Annotated in this window: 11 protein-coding genes; 1 reads left to right on the forward strand and 10 read right to left on the reverse strand. The window is 75.7% G+C overall.

What is annotated here, in order from left to right; genetic code table 11:
• Positions 1–16: 16 nt before the first annotated feature.
• The 6 genes from Asi03nite_RS21790 to Asi03nite_RS21815 all read right to left on the reverse strand — a co-directional run bounded on the left by Asi03nite_RS21790 (position 17) and on the right by Asi03nite_RS21815 (position 10,269).
• The gene (locus tag Asi03nite_RS21790) at positions 17–2,380 is read right to left on the reverse strand and encodes a CHAT domain-containing protein (protein ID WP_203682276.1); all 2,364 of its coding nucleotides are present in this window, start codon (positions 2,378–2,380) and stop codon (positions 17–19) included.
• 25 nt (positions 2,381–2,405) lie between these two features.
• Positions 2,406–3,425: a hypothetical protein gene (locus tag Asi03nite_RS21795; RefSeq protein WP_203682277.1), complete on the reverse strand. Its 1,020-nt coding sequence runs from the start codon at positions 3,423–3,425 to the stop codon at positions 2,406–2,408.
• Positions 3,426–3,581: 156 nt separating this feature from the next.
• Entirely contained in the window at positions 3,582–3,806 is a 225-nt protein-coding gene (locus tag Asi03nite_RS21800; RefSeq protein ID WP_203682278.1) for a hypothetical protein, read from the reverse strand.
• Positions 3,807–3,852: 46 nt separating this feature from the next.
• Positions 3,853–6,354, reverse strand: coding sequence for a caspase family protein (locus Asi03nite_RS21805; protein ID WP_203682279.1), 2,502 nt, complete (start codon positions 6,352–6,354; stop codon positions 3,853–3,855).
• Positions 6,355–6,375: 21 nt separating this feature from the next.
• Entirely contained in the window at positions 6,376–9,273 is a 2,898-nt protein-coding gene (locus tag Asi03nite_RS21810) for a helix-turn-helix transcriptional regulator (protein ID WP_203682280.1), read from the reverse strand.
• A gap of 21 nt (positions 9,274–9,294) precedes the next feature.
• A complete protein-coding gene (locus tag Asi03nite_RS21815; protein WP_203682281.1) occupies positions 9,295–10,269 on the reverse strand; it encodes a hypothetical protein in 975 nt (324 codons plus the stop codon).
• Positions 10,270–10,550: 281 nt separating this feature from the next.
• On the opposite strand from Asi03nite_RS21815, the gene Asi03nite_RS21820 reads away from it, so the two are divergent.
• Positions 10,551–10,796: a hypothetical protein gene (locus Asi03nite_RS21820; protein WP_203682282.1), complete on the forward strand. Its 246-nt coding sequence runs from the start codon at positions 10,551–10,553 to the stop codon at positions 10,794–10,796.
• On the opposite strand, the gene Asi03nite_RS21825 is transcribed toward Asi03nite_RS21820, so the two are convergent.
• From Asi03nite_RS21825 to Asi03nite_RS21840, 4 genes are read right to left on the reverse strand one after another with little or no spacing between them, the layout of a single operon-like run.
• Positions 10,771–11,337 carry an FHA domain-containing protein gene (locus Asi03nite_RS21825; protein ID WP_203682283.1) on the reverse strand — a complete coding sequence of 189 codons (567 nt, stop codon included), beginning with the start codon at positions 11,335–11,337 and terminating at the stop codon, positions 10,771–10,773. The genes Asi03nite_RS21820 and Asi03nite_RS21825 overlap by 26 nt on opposite strands.
• On the reverse strand, positions 11,334–13,283 hold the full coding sequence (locus Asi03nite_RS21830) for an AAA family ATPase (protein WP_203682284.1): 1,950 nt from the start codon (positions 13,281–13,283) through the stop codon (positions 11,334–11,336). The genes Asi03nite_RS21825 and Asi03nite_RS21830 overlap by 4 nt, the downstream gene beginning before the upstream one ends.
• A complete protein-coding gene (locus Asi03nite_RS21835; RefSeq protein WP_203682285.1) occupies positions 13,283–14,662 on the reverse strand; it encodes a hypothetical protein in 1,380 nt (459 codons plus the stop codon). The genes Asi03nite_RS21830 and Asi03nite_RS21835 overlap by 1 nt, the downstream gene beginning before the upstream one ends.
• Entirely contained in the window at positions 14,659–16,935 is a 2,277-nt protein-coding gene (locus Asi03nite_RS21840) for a protein kinase domain-containing protein (protein ID WP_203682286.1), read from the reverse strand. Before Asi03nite_RS21840 ends, Asi03nite_RS21835 begins: the two co-directional genes overlap by 4 nt.
• Positions 16,936–16,963 lie beyond the last annotated feature (28 nt).

Raw genomic sequence — 16,963 nt, forward strand, 5'->3', positions numbered from 1 at the left:
TACCACCTTCCGGGAGTCACTGACCCCAGTGGACGAACCCGGCCCACGCCACGACGCGTGCGGGTTCGGTGTCGTCGAGCATCCGGCGCAGGGGGAGCGGCATGTGCCGGGGCGGCTGCCGGTCCGGGTCGAGCATCCACATCTGTGCCTGGCGCAGCGCGTCCCACGGCGCGCGGCGCTCGGTCGTCAGGTAGTGGTGGAACAGGTACATGAGCAGGGAGGTCTCCTGGTCCGGAACGCTCCACTGGGTGGACAGCACGGACCGGGCGCCGGCCGCCAGGAACATCGTGCCCAGGCTGTACGCCTCGTCGTACCCGTGGATCGACCGGCCGGTGTGGCAGGCCGCGAGCACCACCAGAGCGACCGGGTGCCGGTCCGCCTCGGCCATGATCCCGATCAGCTCGTCAGCGGTGAGGTCGCCGCCGGCCAGGATCAGCCGGGACGACGCGCCGTCGCCGGCCGTCTCGATCGTGCCGTGCGACGCCAGGTGCAGCATCGTGCCGGCGTGGGCGCCGTCGGCGCGCAACCACGACCGTACGTCGTCGGGGGTCCCCGCCCCGGACCGGCTGACGGTGCCGTCCGGCCGCCGCCCGACATAGCCGGCGCCGGGATAGAACGACTGGTGGATCGCGTACGCCTCGAGCCGCGCCGAGGGCAGGCCGGGCGCCCTCCCACCGGTGTCCGGGTCGGCCAGCACCAGGCCGCCGGAGGTGATCCGGACCGGCTCGGCGGCCGCGCTGTCGCACAGCATCCGGGCCGACGCGGTCTGCGAGAGGGCGGCCTGCTCCACCACGTACCGGCCGTCCGGGCGGCGGGCCGCCTGCCACGGGACCCGGGCCAGGTCGCCCATCGGGACGAGCACGATCCGCGGCACCCGCCCGCCGCCGAGGTACGGCGTGAGCAGCGGCCCCATCGCGGCCTTCCACGCCCACCCGCAGAGCTCGCCGAGGCCGTCCGCCAGCAGGTCGCCGTCCTGCGGGCCGAGGTCCCGGGTCACCACCCCGGTCAGATACCGCTCGACGCCGCTGCCCGCCTCGACGATCAGGTGCGGCAGGGCCAGGAACCGCGGCCCGCCCTCGGCCGGCGCGATCACCGCCCAGCCGGGCGTCGGCGGGTCCGCGGGCACCAGGTAGACCAGGGCGTCCGCGCCGAGCCGGCGCAGCGCGCCCTGGATCTCGGCGAGGTCCGGCGGATCGAGCAGGCCGGTGCCACGGGCCAGTGCGTCGAGGACCTGCTCCCGCAGCCTCGGCGACGGTTCCCGGGCCGCCCGCCACCGGTCGGCCAGGTCGCGGCGACCGATCTCGGTGAGCAGGGTGTACGGATCGCGCAGCTCGGTCGCCGCGAACAGCATCAACCCGCGTCCGGCGTCCAGCGCCCGCAGCGCGTCGCCGGGCCGGTGGTCGGCCAGCAGCCGGCCGGCGGCCGCCATGGCCTCCACGGCCGCGCTGCGGGCGACGGACCGGGCCGAGGCCGGGTCCGGCTGCAGGAGCACCCGCCAGGTGTAGCCGCGCAGTCCTTCCAGGGCGGTGTGCCGGGCCGGCGACGACTCGCCGCGGCGCCGGTACTGCCCGGCGAGCATCTCGCTGACGAACGTCCAGTGCGGGTGTTCCGGCCCCCGGGCCAGCCGGCGGGCCTCCTCGAGCAGGCCGATCGCCTCGTCCACGTCGGCCGGCGAGCCGGTGACCTCGCCGCGGTGGATCAGGCCGAGCGCCAGCGACGCCAGGTGGAACACCCGGTCCGGGTGGCCGGCGGGGGTCAGCCGGACCGCCTCGCGCAGATCCCGGAGTCCCGCGTCGATCCGGGCCGGGTCCTGCTCCGCGCCCTGCCGCAGGGCCAGCCCGCCCCGGGCGGTCAGGTGCAGCGCCTGTTCCGCGGCGGACGCGCCCGGGCGCGCGGGCGGCACGAGCGGAGTCTCCCCGTCCGCGGCGGCCCGCAGAGCGGCGAGCATCGGCGCGCTCTCGGTCATGACCTGCCGCATCGGGTGCTCCGGTGGCAGCTCGCCGGCGCGGGCGGCCAGCTCGCCGAAGATCCGCAAGGCGGCCGGGCTGTCCCCGTCCTGCTGCGCCTGCCAGGCGTCGAGCAGGTCCGGCAGCAGCCCGGCCAGGGGCTCGGCGCCGGGGTGCCCGGCGGTCAGCTCGCCCAGGCGGGCCAGCGACGCGCGCACGCTGCGCACGTCGCCGAGCGGCGATCCGGAGGCCAGCGCCAGCGCCACGCGTGCGCTCTCGGCCATCGCCAGGATCTGCGGGTCGCCGGCGTACGCCTCGGCCAGCTCGTCCATCTCGGCCATCGCCGCCCCCGGGTCGGTCAGGGTCCGGTCGGCGGCCGCCCGCATCACCTGGTGGATGCGGGCGAAGACGTGTATCCGGTCGGCTGGTGTCATCGGTCCGTCGCCCTTTCCGTCGCTCCTACCGTTCTGACGGACGCCGCAGCATCCCGACCACGGTGGCGACGATGTGGTTCAGCCGTTCCGGGTCGTCGATCAGGGCCAGCACGCGCTCCGGCCCGGCGAGCCCGTCGCCGGGGGAGCGGTCCAGGTCGTACGACGCGGGCAGCTCCCCGAAGACCGTGCCGAGCACGTCGGAGACCGCCGCGTGCGGGCTCTCCCCGGCCCCGACCCGGCGCCGGATCAGCGTGATCGCCCGATCGGCCAACTCCAGCAGCAGCGCGTCGTCCTTCTCGTACCGCTCGACCGGCGCGAGCGCCTGCGGCTCGGCGCGCGCCCCGGGGGCGGTGCGCGGCGGAAGGTGGACCGGCGCCCGTTTGCGGCCGAGCGGGCGCTCCACGAACTTGTCGTACCAGGTGGGCCGCCGCCGCATCGCGGCCAGCACGAGCTCGATCTCGCCGGGCACCGGGGACTCGCCGGCGGCGTGGTCGCCGGTGATCGCGGCCCGGCGCTCGGTCCACGAGCTGACCGGCCACAGCGAGGTCCCCGCCGTGGTCTCGGCGCCGGCCCAGTCCAGGATCGACGTGGCCAGCTCGGTCAGCCAGCGGTCGCCGCCCAGCTCGGTGGCGAGCCAGCCGGGCACCCGGGGCCGTTGGAGGGCGCCGCGCCCGCCGCGCCGGCGACGGTATCCGTCCACGGTGGCGCGCGGGATCCGCATGGTCAGCCAGCCCTCGAGGTTCTCGATCGGCACGTCCGCGTGCGCGAACAGATCGTGCAGCACGGCGTCGACGTCGTCGTGGAACTGGTCGAGGCAGTCCGGCGCCAGCCGCTGCAGGCCGGTGGCGCACAGGTGGTGGCCGCGACGGCGCTCGATCGGCCGGCGGACCCGGCGGAACACCAACGGGAAGACGATCTCGAAGGCGCCCGCGCGCAGCCGGCGGCGCTCGGACTCGGGGGCGGTGCGCGCGTACCGGGTGAGCAGGCCCCGGCGGGCGAGCCCGCGGACCAGGTCCGCGGCGGTGGGCTGATCGGTGTCGGCCACGGCAAGCTCCTCCTGCCTCGACGTTTGCATCGATGGTCGGTGCGGCGGGCAGTGCCGGGCGAGGGCCGGGGGAGGAGATACCGGGAACTACGTACGCGGGCTTCCGGGTACGTACGAGGCCGGGTTCCCAGCGAGGGAACCCGGCCTGCGCAGGGGTCAGGACATCTCGCTGGGGCGCGGGCCCCGGTCCAGGTCCAAGGCGACCGCGGTGACCGCCGCGCCGTTGAGGAAGACGGTCACGGCACGCCCGTCGGCGTCGAACAGCTCCAGCTCGACGGTCCGGCGGTTGGTCAGCGCGTCGCGCACCAGGTCGGTCACGGCCGCGGCGTCGCTGTCCGCGATGAACCACTCCGACCTGTCGATGACGAGTTTCTTGGTCACGGTTCTGCTCCTTTACGGGACGGGAACTTCCAGAGGTACGGACGGATCAGGCCACCTCGTCCACGGTGAACGTGAACGAGAAGTCCTGCGGGTGGCGCACGTGGCGCCCGGCGCCGAACCGCTCCTGGGCCAGCAGCGAGGTGCGGTAGAGCCCGATGCTCGCCCCGACCACGCCGGTGAGCAGCTCGTACGCGGTGTTGACGAGCACCGCGCCGGCGCCCGCCACGGCCACCGCGACCGCGGCGTGCGGCGCGGTCAGCGCCAGCTGGGCCACCTGCGCGCCGGCCGCCTGCACGGCCGGGTCGGTGAGCCGCTGTTCCAGCAGCGCGCTGAGCGCGAGGCTGTCGCCGGTGTCCCGGGACACCCAGACGGCGATGTCCAGGAAGTCCACCGCCGGACCGTGATAGATCAGCACGTTGTCCAGCGGCAGCCGCTCGCCGTCGCGGACGTTGCTGAACCGCATGGTCTCGGCGCGGTGGACCGGCCGCTCCCCGGCCCCGCCGGTGAGCACCACGGCGTCCACCCGGATGTCGGCGCCGAGCAGCGCCCGGTTGCGGTGCACGACCAGCTCGGCGATGCGGACCGCGACGGTGGCCGGCGCCGCGCCACGTGGCGAGAGCAGCCGGACCGGCTGGGCGGGCCGGTCGTCGACCAGGAACACGGCCTGCTCGGTCACCGGCGGAGGGGTCGGGCTGACGGTGAAGTCGATGGGCTGGACGGCGTAGCGGACCTGCGCCGCGGGCGCGTCCCCGAACTCGCGGGACCCTCCGGTGACGATCTGCGCCAGCAGCCGCTCCAGAGCGGACGAGCCGCTGCCGGCGCGGACTCCCCGCTGCTGCAGCGCGGACACGTCGACCGGGCCGTCGCTGATCAGCGCCAGCACCGTCTCCGGCCGGGGAACCGAGGCGTCCACGCCGGCCGGCCAGTTCATCGCCACCCCGGTGAGCCGCCGCCGGTCCTCGTCCCAGCCGTAGGTGTAGGTGGCGCCCGGCGCGAGCCGCAGACCTCCCGGGTCGGCGTGGGTCAGCACCGCGATCCGGGACGAGACGCCGATGTCGATCAGCGAGACGAACACCGCGTGGTCGCCCTCGTTGTGCAGGCGCACCCAGACCCGCTCCCCGGCGTACGCGAAGACCAGCCCGCCGGAGAGCGGCAGCGGCTCCTCGTGCTCGTCGCGCACCCGGCCCCACTCGGTGCGCACCGCGTGCCGCAGCGGCCGGTCCCGGTCCCCGGCCAGCCGGCGCAGCGCCCTGGCCTGGGCGATCCGCTGCAGGTTGGCCACGATCGCGTCGACCCCGTCCGGGTTCGCCTGGTGCGGCGGGTGCAGCGGCCCGTTCTCGTCCCGGATCACCAGGCCGCCCCGCTCGTCCACGGCGACCTCGACGGCCACCGGGTCGTCCGGCCCGGCCGGCCGCAGCATCGGGCGCTCCACCAGCGCGGCTTTCAGCGCCGCCGGCACCGGCCGGTCCCGCGGCAGGCGCACCGGCATCGCCGGGGCGGCCGCGCGGACGCGGTGCGCCCGGGCGTCCAGCGGTGGCGTCCACCCGGCCGGGCGCGGGTCCGCCAGCGCGGCGGTGGGCAGCAACTGGACGACAGTGGCGGTGGCGAGCGGGGTTCCGTCCCGCGGACCGGTGGCGCTGCCCGGCATGATGGCGAACTCGTCGCCCACCTGCACGCCGAGCAGTGGGGCGCCGAGCAACCGGACGCGGTCCGGCCCGGCCGGGGCGACCGGCAGCGAGTCCCGCGCGTCCGGCTCGGCGGTCCCGAACGGCTCCCGCCCCCACGGCCCTTCAGCCTCCGGCCGCTGCGTCGGCACGAACGCCTGCACGCGGCGCCGGACCGCGTCCATCAGCGTCGCCCAGGTGACCCGCAGCCCGTCCGCCTCGCGCAGCGCCCGGGTCAGCGCGTCGGTGAGCAACCCCATCTCGACGCCGTCGCTGTTGGCGCCCTCCCACGCCGACTCGGCCGGCGCGCAGGCGACCACCCGGACCGCCCGCGAGCTGCCGATCAGCGGGCGCCGGTCCAGGTCGAGCCCGCCGGCCGCGAGCTTGCGCACATGCCGCTCGACGCTGTCGAACGTCGGGCGCCACCGGCCCGGCGCCGGCCGCAGCAGCGCCCTGACCCGCCGCTCGGTCTGCCGGGACAGGTGCGCGGCGTGGCAGCAGTCGAGCACCACTGTGACGTTGGCGGTGACCTCTGTCAGCCGGTCCTGCAGGACGGACAGCTCCGGGTCGGTGATGCCGCGGAAGTCGTCGTCGCTGGAGTCGGCGTAGTCGTCCGGCACGATGAACTGCAGGTCCCGCCCGTCCGGTGCGAGCAGCCGGCCGCCGTGGCCGCTGTAGTAGACGACCACCGCGTCGCCGGGGCGGGCGTCCGCGATGAGCCTCTCGTACGCCTGGAGGATCCCGGCCCGGCCGGCGTCCGGCGTCACCAGCCGCTGGACGGTGAAGCCGCGCGGGGTCAGCGCCCGGTCCATCGCGTCGACGTCGTGCAGCACACCGGTCAGGCCGTTGGTCTGCGCACCGATCAGGAGGGCTGTTCGTGTCATGCCGGTCTCTGACGGACAGCTTCAGCGGCCGGGGACCGGGCCGAACAGGTTCTCCTGACGGGCGAGCGCGACCGCCTCGACGTTGGCGTGCACGCCCAGCTTCGCGTAGATCCGGGACAGGTGCGTCTCCACGGTGCGCACCGAGTTGCCGCGGGCCTGCGCGATCCGGGCCGCGTCCCGGCCCTCGTAGAGCAGCCCGAGCACCTCGAACTCGGCCCTGGTCAGGCCGTACGGCCGCGGCCGGGGAACCGCGTGCTCGGCGAGGTCCAGGCCGATCCGCGCGGCCAGCGCCCGCACCCGGGTCCGCAGCGGCTCGGCGCCGAGCGCGGTGGCCGCCCGGTAGGCGAAGCGGGCCGGTTCCCGGGCGGCGTCCCGGTCGCCGTGGGCGTCGGCCGCCTCGGCCTGCCGCCAGTGCGCGTAGGCGGCCGGATACGGCCGGTCCAGCGCTGCCCAGCTGCGGGCGACCTGCCGCCAGAGCGGCGCGGTGTCCGCGCCGCGGATCCGCTGCCGTTCCGCCTTGCAGAGCTCGACCAGCACGGCCGTCTCGCCGCTGGGCTCCGCGTGCTGGGCGCCGTGGGCCAGGCGGGCCAGCTCGTCGCCGGCCGCGGCCGCGCCCCGCGGGTCGGTGGCCGCCCGGTCGGCCGCGCCGCGCAGGCCCACCGCGCACAGCCGCAGCAGTTCCAGGGTGTTCTCCCCGGCGCGGACCGCGGCCACGCCCAGGCCCACCTCGGCGGCGGCCCGGTCCGGATCGCCCTGTCCCAGGGCCAGCTCGGCCCGGACCGCGTGCAGCGGCCCGAGGAAACGCGGGTCCCGGCCGTGCTCCACGTTCTCGATCGAGGTGAGCAACTCGCGGGCCTGCGGATAGGCGCCGCGCGCCACCTTGATCTCGGCCAGGGTCAGCCGCGGGTACAGGCTTTCCGCGGGCGGCCGGTCGAGCGTCACCTCGGTGATGATCTTCTCGGCCTCGTCCCACTCGCCGAGCAGCACCAGCGCGGCGCTGGAGTTCCCGGCCAGCACCGTGCCCTGGCGGCTCCCGGCCAGGTCGAGGCGGCGCGCCTCGTCCAGCCCGGCGGTGGTCACCTCCGCGGACTCCCGCAGGCGACCGGCGTGTTCCAGGATCAGGCCCAGATTGCCGTACGCCCGGAACAGGTCCTCGATGTGGTTGACCGAACGGGCGATCTCGATGGCGCGGCGCAGCCGGGCCTCGCCGTCCGGATCCCCCAGCATGCCCAGCGCGAGCCCGGACACGTTCAGCGCCCGGCCCAGCTCGGCGTCCGCCCCGATCCCGGTGGCCATGGCCAGCGCGGCGTCGGCGGTGTCCCGGCCCCGGAGGTAGTGCCCGGCCTGTAGGTGCGCCAGGGCGATCCCGGCCAGCACCCGCGCCTTGACCGCGGACGGTGGACCGTCCGCCAGCAGCGTCGCCGCCCGGCCGAACTCCTCGCCGGACTCGGCCCGCCGGCCCGCCTCCCACAGGTAGGTGGCGAGCCGTTCGTGCAGCTCACCGAGCCGGCCGGGGTCGCCGTCGGGGGCATGCGCGCCGATTGCCTGGCGGATCGCCGCGCACGCCCGGTCGAGGTCGCCGGACCAGCGCGCCGCCTCGGCCGCCTCGGCGAGCAGGCGGGACCGGGTCAGCCCGGCGCGCTCCTCCGGCCGGTCCACCCGCTCCCACAGCCGCAACGCCCGGTCGTACTGCACCCAGGCGGAGGAGAACGCCAGCGTGCGCGCCGCGGCCTGGCCGGCCTGCACGGCGTAGGTCAGCGCCTGCGGCGCGCTGCCCGCCTGATACCAGTGGCTGGCCAGCTCGGCCACCGCCGAGCCCTCGGTCAGGCTCAGCCCGGGATCGCCGGCCAGCGCCTCGGCCAGCGCGATGTGCAGGTTCACCCGGATGTCCCGGTTGGTCTCCCGGTAGACCGCCTCGCGCAGCAGCGCGTGCCGGAACCGGTACACCTCCTCGTCCGGCCCGGTCACCAGCATCTGCTGGTCGAAGCACTCCTGCAGGGCGTCGCCCAGTTCCTCGGGGGACAGCCGGCTGACCTCGCGCAGCAGCCGGCGGCTCATCGCGCGACCGGCGGCCGCGGCCAGCCGCAAGACCCCGAGCGCCGCCCCGCTCAGGTCGCCGAGCCGGGCCAGCATCACCGAGCGCAGGTCCGGTGGCAGCTCGACGTCCTCGTCGCGCCCGGCCAGGGTGCCGGTGGCGAGCAGCTGCTCGGCATAGAACGGGATGCCGTCGGACCATCTCAGGCAGCGTTCCACCAGCCGGGCGTCGACCCGGCCGGGGTGCCGCGCGGCCAGCAGCTGGCGCATCTCGGCGAGGCTGAAGGAGGCCAGCTCGAAACGCTCGGTCCGGCGCAGGAACGTGGTGCCGGCGAACAGCTGCCACAACGGGTCGCGGCGGCGGGGCGCGCGGTAGCTGCCGACCAGCAGCAGCCGGCGGTCCTCCGGGCGGGCCTGGGCCAGGTGCCGCACCAGGTCCAGCGTGGACGGGTCGGCCCAGTGCAGATCCTCCAGGATCAGCACGACCGGGGCGTGCGAGCCGATGTCGTCGAGCATCCGCCGGACCGCGAGGAAGACCTGGTGCGGCGCGTTCATCGAGTCGCCGTCCAGCTCGAAGAAGGACCGCAACCGGGGGTACGCCGGACCGCCCAGCTCGGCCGCCCGGTGCGCCCCGTGTTCCCGGCCGAACGTCTCCAGCACCTCCAGCAGCGGCCCGTACGGCATCGGGTCGCCGAAGTGCTCCTCACACATCCCGGACAGCACGTACGCCCCGGTCTCCCGGGCCGTCCCGGCGAACCGGCCCAGCAGTCGGCTCTTGCCGACCCCCGGCTCGCCGCCGACCAGCACGGTCGCGGCCCGTCCCCGGCCCACCTCGATCAGCCGCCGCCTGAGCAGGCCCAGCTCGTTCTCCCGGCCGATGAACACCCGCACCACCCCGACCCGGCTCTAGTGGTTGACGATCTCCAGGACCACGGCGACGATCCGGTCCAGCTCCTCGTCGTCGCGCAGGACGTGCTCCAGGCGATCGTCGTACGCCCGGCCGCCGCCCGCATCCTCGGTGTCCGCGCCGAACACCGTGTTCAGCACCTCGGCCACCACCGTGCGGGCCGGCTCGCCGCGGGCCAGGCGGGCCCGGATGAGCTGGACGGCGCTGTGCGCCAGCGCGGTGATCAGCCGCTCGTGCTCGGTGTGCGGGTCCGGCGCAGTCTCGGCCCGGGCCTCCAGCTGGGCGGCCGAGGCGACCGGGGCCCGCTTGTGGCCCAGCGGCGCCTCCACGTACTGCTCGTACCACCGGGGCCGGCGGGCCATCGCGGCCAGCACGGTCCGGATGTCGGCCCGCACGTCGGCCTCGCCGTACGCCGACCAGCCGCCGTGCCGCTCGCCGTGCCGCACCACCCAGCTCTCGGTGGGCCACAGGTCGTGCCCCGCGGGCGCCGGCGTGCCGACCCAGACCAGGATCTGCACCGCCAGCTCGATCAGCCACGCGTCGCCGCCCAGCTCCCGGCACAGCCAGGCCGGCACCCGCGGGCGCTGCAGCGCGCCGATCTCGCCGCGCCGCCGGCGGTGTCCGTCCACGGTGGCCGGCACCAGCCGGCTGACGATCCAGCCCTCCAGGTTCTCGATCCGGGTGCACGCCCGGCGGGTGACGTCGTCGACCACCGCCTCGACGTCGTTCTCGAACCGGTCCAGGCAGTCGGCGGCCAGGTGGCGCACCGACGCCGCGCAGTTCACGTGCCCCCGGCGCAGCTCGATCTTCTGCGTGAGCCGCCGGTAGACGATCGGCCAGACGATGGAGTACGTCGCCCCGGTCAGCCGCAGCCGCTGTGGCCCGGTGGCGTCCGCGATCGCGGATGCCAGCAGCCCCCGGCGCGCCAGATCACGGACCTCGTCGACGCCATCGGTGTCGATGGTTCCGAGCACCGCCCCTCCTCATGGTTCCCGGTCGGACCGGGTGGACCGGTCCGAAAGACGCACCAACGAAGTGCAATCACTGTGGACCACGTGATCGCGCACCGTGAACGGCGGGACGAGTCGTTCTGGCCGCCGGTCAGGCGGGCCGGGGAACGGCTCGGCGGAGTGTGCTGGCCGACACGGTCCACAGGAGAGGGTCATGAGGACGGCCGCACCCGATGAAGGTGCTAGCCCGTCCGGGGAGCCCCGATTCCGGCCGGAAGTGGCGGACGGGCGGCAGGATGGGGTGCATGCTGGGCGGGGAGTGTCCACCGGCCGGGGACGGGAAGGCGACGATGACAGGCGACGAGCCCTCCGAGGCCGCTGACGAGCTGCGCGAATACCTCGTGTCGGAGTTGCGCGGGGCCGGGTCGGCGGCCATCGCGGCCGGGGCCGACCCGGCCGCGGTGACGACAGATCTCCAGGAGCGGCTGCGCCGGGTGAACCAGGCGCTGGCCGCTCTCGCGGAACCTACCGCGCCTGATCCGGCTGACTGATCGGCGCGCTGACCGGGCCGGTCCGGGCGCCGTGGCCGGCGGCGAAGCGGATCCGGTCGCCGGGCCGGACCGGCTCGCGGCCGTGGATCTCCCGGTCGTTGACGAAGGTGCCGTTCGGCGCCTCCGGGACCGGCTCGAGCCAGGCGGTGCCGTCCTCGTCCACCCCGGCTGTGGCGTGCCGGCGGGAGACGTTGGGGTAGCGGGCGAACAGCCGGCCGTACTCGCCGGCCCGGCCCAGCTCGGCCGTCGTCCCACGCCGGGGCAGCACCACGCGGCCGGCCGGGAACGCGATCACCAGCGCGGGCGGGACCAGCGACTCGTGGCAGGCGGTGCAGGTGTCGTTGCGTACGTCGGTGGTCCGGGCGCCGCACGCCCAGCAGACCGCCCGCGGCTCCCCGGCCGCCCCGCCCCCGGCCCCCGGTCCCTCCTGGACCCGGGCCGGCTCCAGTTCCACCCCGGGATGCCGGGGGCAGAAGTACCCGGCGCCGGCCGGGTACCGTTCCGCGCCACGCGGGCACCACAGCTCGCCGTCGTCGCTCATCGCTCGTGCCTGGCGTGCAGGGTGACCAGCCCGTCGGCGGCGGTGATGTCCTCCACCCGGACCTTGCCCCACCGCACGTCCTGGTCGAACAGGTAGCGTGCGAGCGGGTTGATCAGCTTGCTCTCCACCTCGTTGCCGATGCCCCGGCCGCCGTTGGTCAGCGTCTCCGGCGCGGCGCACCACCGCTGCAGCCGTTGCCGCGCGGCGCCGCCCAGCTCCAGGTGGACGCCGTGCTCCCGGGACAGCCGCTCCTCGACGTTGCGCAGCTGCCCGTCGAGGATGCGCAGGGCGGTCGGCTCGCTGATGAAGTCGAACACCACGATGTTGTCACCGAAGCGGTTGAGCAGCTCCGGGCGGCCCAGCTCCCGGGTGAAATGGTCCTTGATCGCCTCCTTGACGGTCCGCTCCAGCGTGTCGTGGTCGATCCCCGGATGCACCAGCTGGACCTTCTCGCCGGTGGCCGGGTCGTCGCGGAAGATGCCCAGGTTGGACGTGAAGATCAGCATGCATTCGGTGAAGTACGTGGTGACGCCCTGCCCGTCGGTGAGCCGCCCGTCGTCGAGGATCTGCAGGAACTTGTCGAAGATCTGCCGGTTGGCCTTCTCGAACTCGTCGAAGAGCACCACCGAGAACGGCTTGCGCCGGATCGCCCCGGTCAGCTCGCCGCCGGCCTCGTAGCCGACGTAGCCGGGCGGGGCGCCGGTCAGCCGGTCGGCGGAGTGGCTCGCCGAGAACTCGGACATGTCGAACCGCAGGTACGCGTCCGGGTCGCCGAACAGCATCGTGGCCAGTTGCTTGGCCAGCTCGGTCTTGCCCACCCCGGTCGGCCCGGCCAGGAACAGCACCCCCCGCGGCCGGTTCGCCGAGCTGCTGGCCTGCGCCCCGGACAGGCCCAGGGCGGCCCGCTTGAGGATGTCGAAGGCCTTCACCACGGCCGGCTGCTGGCCGTGGATCCGTTTCGGGACCTCGCTCTCGCCGAGCATGATCTGCCGGCGTACGGTCTCCTGCCGCCACGGGTTCTGGTCCACGCCGATCCGGTAGATCCGGATCGCGTCCTCGATCCGGCCGATCGGCATCCGCCGGTCCGCGGCGAGCCGGGCGATCTCGCGCATGGCGTGCAGCGTCATGTCGTCGGTGCGCTGCGCGAACCGGGCGACGTCCGGATCGGTGTCCGGCGGCGCGGTCCGGTCGCCGGTGATGATCGGCGCGAAGTACCTCGCCGCGCGCATCCGGTCGGACAGCCCGGGGCCGGCCACCGCGATGCTGCGCACCCGTTCCATCCCGACGGTCAGCCAGGCCGGCAGGTCACGCTCGCCCTCGGTCAGCCAGATCACCGGGTTGAACAGGTCGGCCGGCCGGTCCGGCGGCCCGCCCAGGTGGGTCTCGGCGGTGACCGCGAGCTTCTGGGCGAACAGGAAGAAGTCCCGCTCCACCCCTTCCAGGCCGGTCTGGCTGCGCGGGATCCGGGCCGCGTAGTCGATGACCAGCGCGGCGCGGACCCCGTCCGGGCCGGCCGGGGAGTCGTCGGGCGCCGGGGCCGGCGGCACCGCGTCCGCGTCGATCGGCGGCGGCTCGGCGGCTCCTGCCACCCGGGCCATGCAGGTGCGCAGCCGCTCCAGCGTCTGCTTGCGGCCGATCATCCGGCGACCCAGGAGCCGCTCCGCGGCGGCCCGCGCCGCCGGGTCGCCCGGCGGGTACACGGTGATGCCGTCGACCTGGTCGGAGACGATCAGGCAGCGGTACCCGGACGGGTGCAGCGCCTGCCAGAGGACCTCCAGCAGCGGCGTCGGGCGCACGCCGCCGGGGGCCCGGCCCCGGGTGTCGGGGACCAGGTAGAGGTCGCGGACGTTGCCGTGCAGGACGTACTGCGAGTGCACGGCGAGCGTGCCGGCCAGCTCCTGGGTGAACGCGGGGAAGCCGGGCAGGAACTCGGACGGGGTGGCCATCAACTCTCCTCGTGGTGATCGCGGGTCCGGGCCTTCGGGGCGGTGTCCTCGGCGGGCGATGCGGCCGGGGCGCCGGCGCCGCGCCCGAACCGCTTCAGGGCCGGGACGGGGTGTTCCGGCAGGTCCACGCGCGCCTCGAGGCCGCGTTCGCCGAGCCGGGCGCCGACCTCCCGGAGGCTGTCGTTCAGGTCCGCGCAGCGGCCGGCCTCACCACCGGCCTGCGGGGCGAGCTGTACCAGGCGCGACCGGATCCGGCCGGCGCCGTCGATCCACACATCGGCGGAGTGACCGCCCCGCCACGCGTCCCGGTGCACCGACAGGGTGGCCGAGTGGCCGACGCCCAGACCGGTGCTCACGTCGTAGCCCAGCCCGCTGAACGCCTCGGCCACCTCGTCGAGCAGCCGCCGCCGCTCCGTCTCCACGAGCGCCCAGTCCAGCGCGCTGTTCGCGGCGCGCCGCAGCTCGTCGGTGAGGTCGGCCTCGCCGCGGACCACGGCCCGCAGCCCGGCGACCGCGTCCAGGCACGGCGGCCGCGGCGGCGCGAGATCGCCGATCGCCTCCGCGACCAGTGGCTGGTCCAGCCCGGCCAGCAGGGTGGCCGCCTCGCGGCGGCGGGCGATCCGGGGATTGAGCTCCTGCTCCACGACCCGGGCCAGGGCCTCCAGGAACGTGGTGTTCATCGTGGTGTTCTTCTTCTGCTCGGCCCGCGCCGCGGCGGTCAGCGCCAGCGCGCGGTCGTCGGCGGTGGCGTCCTCGTGCAGCCGCACCAGGATGGCGTCGATCTCGGCCCGGACGCGGGCGCCGTCGGCCTTGGCCGGCGCGGTCCAGGCCGGCTCCGGCCGGACCGCCGGGACGGTTCCGCGCCGGGCCAGCACCCGCTGGTGGTGGGCGAGCAGCTCGGCGGCGCTGGGCGAGCCGGCCGCCGGGACCGGCAGGGCGGCCAGCAGTGTGTGCCGTTCCCGGTCCGCCTCGGCCCGCTCGATCTGCGCCCGGGCCCCGGCGAGCGCCGCGCGCACCTGGGTCACCAGGGCCGGGGTACCGGCCAGCCGGCACCCGGTCACGTCGACCGGCCGGGGCAGGTCCGGCCGGACGCCGGCCTTCTCGGCGCGTGCGGCCAGCAGCAGCAGCTCCTGGTTGACCCGTACCGCCGATCCCGCCGCGAGCTCCCACAGCCGGGTCCGGACCTCCTGGTCGTGCTGCTCGTCCGCCTCGCGCTCCAGCTCAGCGGCGAACTCCTCCAGCGCGCGGCCGGCCGCCTCGGTGCCGGCCCGGGCCGCCTTGACCACCAGCGTGGCCGCCACGCCCGCACCCACGGCGACCACCGCCAGCGGGACGAGCACCAGCCCGGCCGGCAGCACCGCGATCTCTCCACCACTCATCCGCCCACTCCCTCTTCGGTATCTCGACGTCGTTCCGCCTCGGCGATCAGCTCCTCGTCGGCCGCCACCTCGGCGCGCCAGGCCGTCCAGCGGCGCCCGGCCCAGACCAGGTGGGCGATCGTCGTGGCGATCACCAGGTACTGCGGGAACCGGGACGCGGCCAGGCCGAGCACGGCCAGCCCGGCGAGGACGGCCAGCAACCCCGGCGCCCAGGACCGCCGCAGGAACCGGCCGGCCGGGCCCAGCGCGATCACGCCGGCGCCGGGGATCGAGTACCGCCTGTGGAACCGGCCGCCCACCCCGGCGGCCAGCAGGCACTCGGTGACCAGCGACACGGCGAGGCAGACCGCGGCGGCCACCCAGGCCAGCGCGATCACCGGGTCACCGGCGTGCCCGGCGGCGTCCGCGCCGGTGACCACGGCGATCCAGGCCACCCCGAGCAGGCTCACCCCGGCCACCGCCCAGCCCAGCGCCGCGGGCCGGTTCTGCCGGCGCGACCACTCCCGGAACGCCGCGCTCAGCGCCAGGTCGCTCCGTCGCCGGAGCTCGGCCTCGGCGCGGTCGTGCTCGGACCGCGCGACCGCCCGCGCGTGGCCGATCAGCAGCACCGCCGGCCAGAGCATCTCCGGGTCGCCGGCCAGGCGCCGCATCCACGGCACCGGCACGGGCAGCTCCGCGACGCGCCGGTCCAGCTCCTCGCGCAGCGCGGCGCGGTCGGCGGGCTGGTCGAGCGCCATCCGCAGCCAGATCGCCAGCCGCTCCCGGACGTCGACCCGCTCCCGCAGGTAGCGCTCGGCGTCCGGGTCGCCGACCCGGCGCACCATGGCCGGCCAGTCCCGGTGCACCCGCATCCAGGCGCGGTCCAGGTCGGCGAGCGCCTGCCCGCCGCTGCCGTCGCCGTCCGGCAGCGCCGTGTCGAACTCCGGCAGCAGGCGGTGGTTCCACAGATCGCGCAGCACCGAGCCGTGGTCGCCGTCGTTGCGCATCGCCGCGTGCGCGGTCATCAGCAGGCCGGCCCGGGTGATCACGTGGTTGCGGTAGACCGGGGGCCGGGTCGGGTCGAGGGCCCGCAGGACCCGCAGCAGCCGTACGTCGCCGGGCAGCCCGGACTCCGCCGCGACGGCGTCCACCTCCCGGCGGGCCTCGTCGGCGTCGCCGCCGGTGAACTGGTCCAGCCACGTGCGCAGCCCGTCCAGGCCGCCGTCGCGTTCGAACAGCACCCGGACCGCGTGGTTCCATGCGGTGGCCATCTCCTGCGCCAGCTCGGCGCGCAGATGGAAGGACATGCCGCGGAAGTGGTGCGGGACGCCTGCCACGTCCGGGGCGGCCGCGGGCGCCGACGGCACCGGCTCCGGCGGCAGCGGATCCGCCGTTCCGGTCAGCCACTGACCCACCTCGCCGGCGCCCCAGCGCAGCGACCGGTCGGTGGCCAGCAGGCCCCGGCACAGGTTACGCAGCCGCTCGTCGGGCACGCCGGAGACGTCCACCGAGCGCATCTGGGCGAAGTGGCCGCGGATGTCGTCGTCGGCCAGCCCGTCGAACGGGTGCTCGCCGGTGGCCAGTTCGAGGACCGTCATCCCCAGCCCCCACCAGTCGGTGGCCGCGCCGACCAGCCCGCCGTTGCACCATTCGGGCGGCTGGTAGGCCAGGTTGATGCGCTGCGGCCAGTCGGTCGCGGCCAGCGGCCCGGCGACGCCGAAGTCGACGAGCGTCGCGTCGTCGCCGGCGATCATGATGTTGGCCGGCTTCACGTCCCGGTGCACGAACCCGGCGCGGTGCAGCGCGGTCAGCGCGGCCGCAACGCGCTGCACCAGGTCGGTGAGCGCGGTGAGGCCGTCGCCCGGGTGCGCCCGGCGCTCCTCGCGCAGGTTCTGGCCCGGGACGAAGGCCATCACGCTGTGCCCGGCCTCGAACTCCAGATGCCGTACCGCGTTGAGCGGCGTCCCGGCCAGGTAGGCGACCAGCCCGGGGTCGGGCACGCGGGCCGGCAGGTGGCGCTTCACCACCGCCTCGGCGCCGCCGGCGCGCACCCGGACCAGGTAGAGCGGGGCCCGGCCGCCGGCCGCCAGCCGCCGGACCATTTCGTAGCGCGCGGCCAGCGGTGCGGGCAGCCCGTCCCCGGGCCAGTCCCCGTCCGCCGTCCCCGGCCGGGACCGCCCCTCGTCCAGCAGCGTCTCGTCCAGCTCGGGTCCCGCGCGCGGCGGGTCGCGCCGCGTGCGTCCCTCGTCCAGCAGGGTCTCGTCGAGACCGGCCGGCTGCTCGGGCTGGCTCATCCGCCGCTGACACCTCCGTGCTCCGGTC

Origin of the sequence: Actinoplanes siamensis (genome assembly GCF_016862395.1) — a bacterium.
GTDB classification, from domain to species: domain Bacteria; phylum Actinomycetota; class Actinomycetes; order Mycobacteriales; family Micromonosporaceae; genus Actinoplanes; species Actinoplanes siamensis.

Coding starts and splice junctions, on each gene's coding strand:
- Asi03nite_RS21830 (WP_203682284.1), bottom strand. CDS start 13,283: ATGGCCACCCCGTCCGAGTTCCTGCCCGGCTTCCCCGCGTTCACCCAG.
- Asi03nite_RS21825 (WP_203682283.1), bottom strand. CDS start 11,337: ATGAGCGACGACGGCGAGCTGTGGTGCCCGCGTGGCGCGGAACGGTAC.
- Asi03nite_RS21840 (WP_203682286.1), bottom strand. CDS start 16,935: ATGAGCCAGCCCGAGCAGCCGGCCGGTCTCGACGAGACCCTGCTGGAC.
- Asi03nite_RS21790 (WP_203682276.1), bottom strand. CDS start 2,380: ATGACACCAGCCGACCGGATACACGTCTTCGCCCGCATCCACCAGGTG.
- Asi03nite_RS21835 (WP_203682285.1), bottom strand. CDS start 14,662: ATGAGTGGTGGAGAGATCGCGGTGCTGCCGGCCGGGCTGGTGCTCGTC.
- Asi03nite_RS21805 (WP_203682279.1), bottom strand. CDS start 6,354: ATGACACGAACAGCCCTCCTGATCGGTGCGCAGACCAACGGCCTGACC.
- Asi03nite_RS21820 (WP_203682282.1), top strand. CDS start 10,551: ATGCTGGGCGGGGAGTGTCCACCGGCCGGGGACGGGAAGGCGACGATG.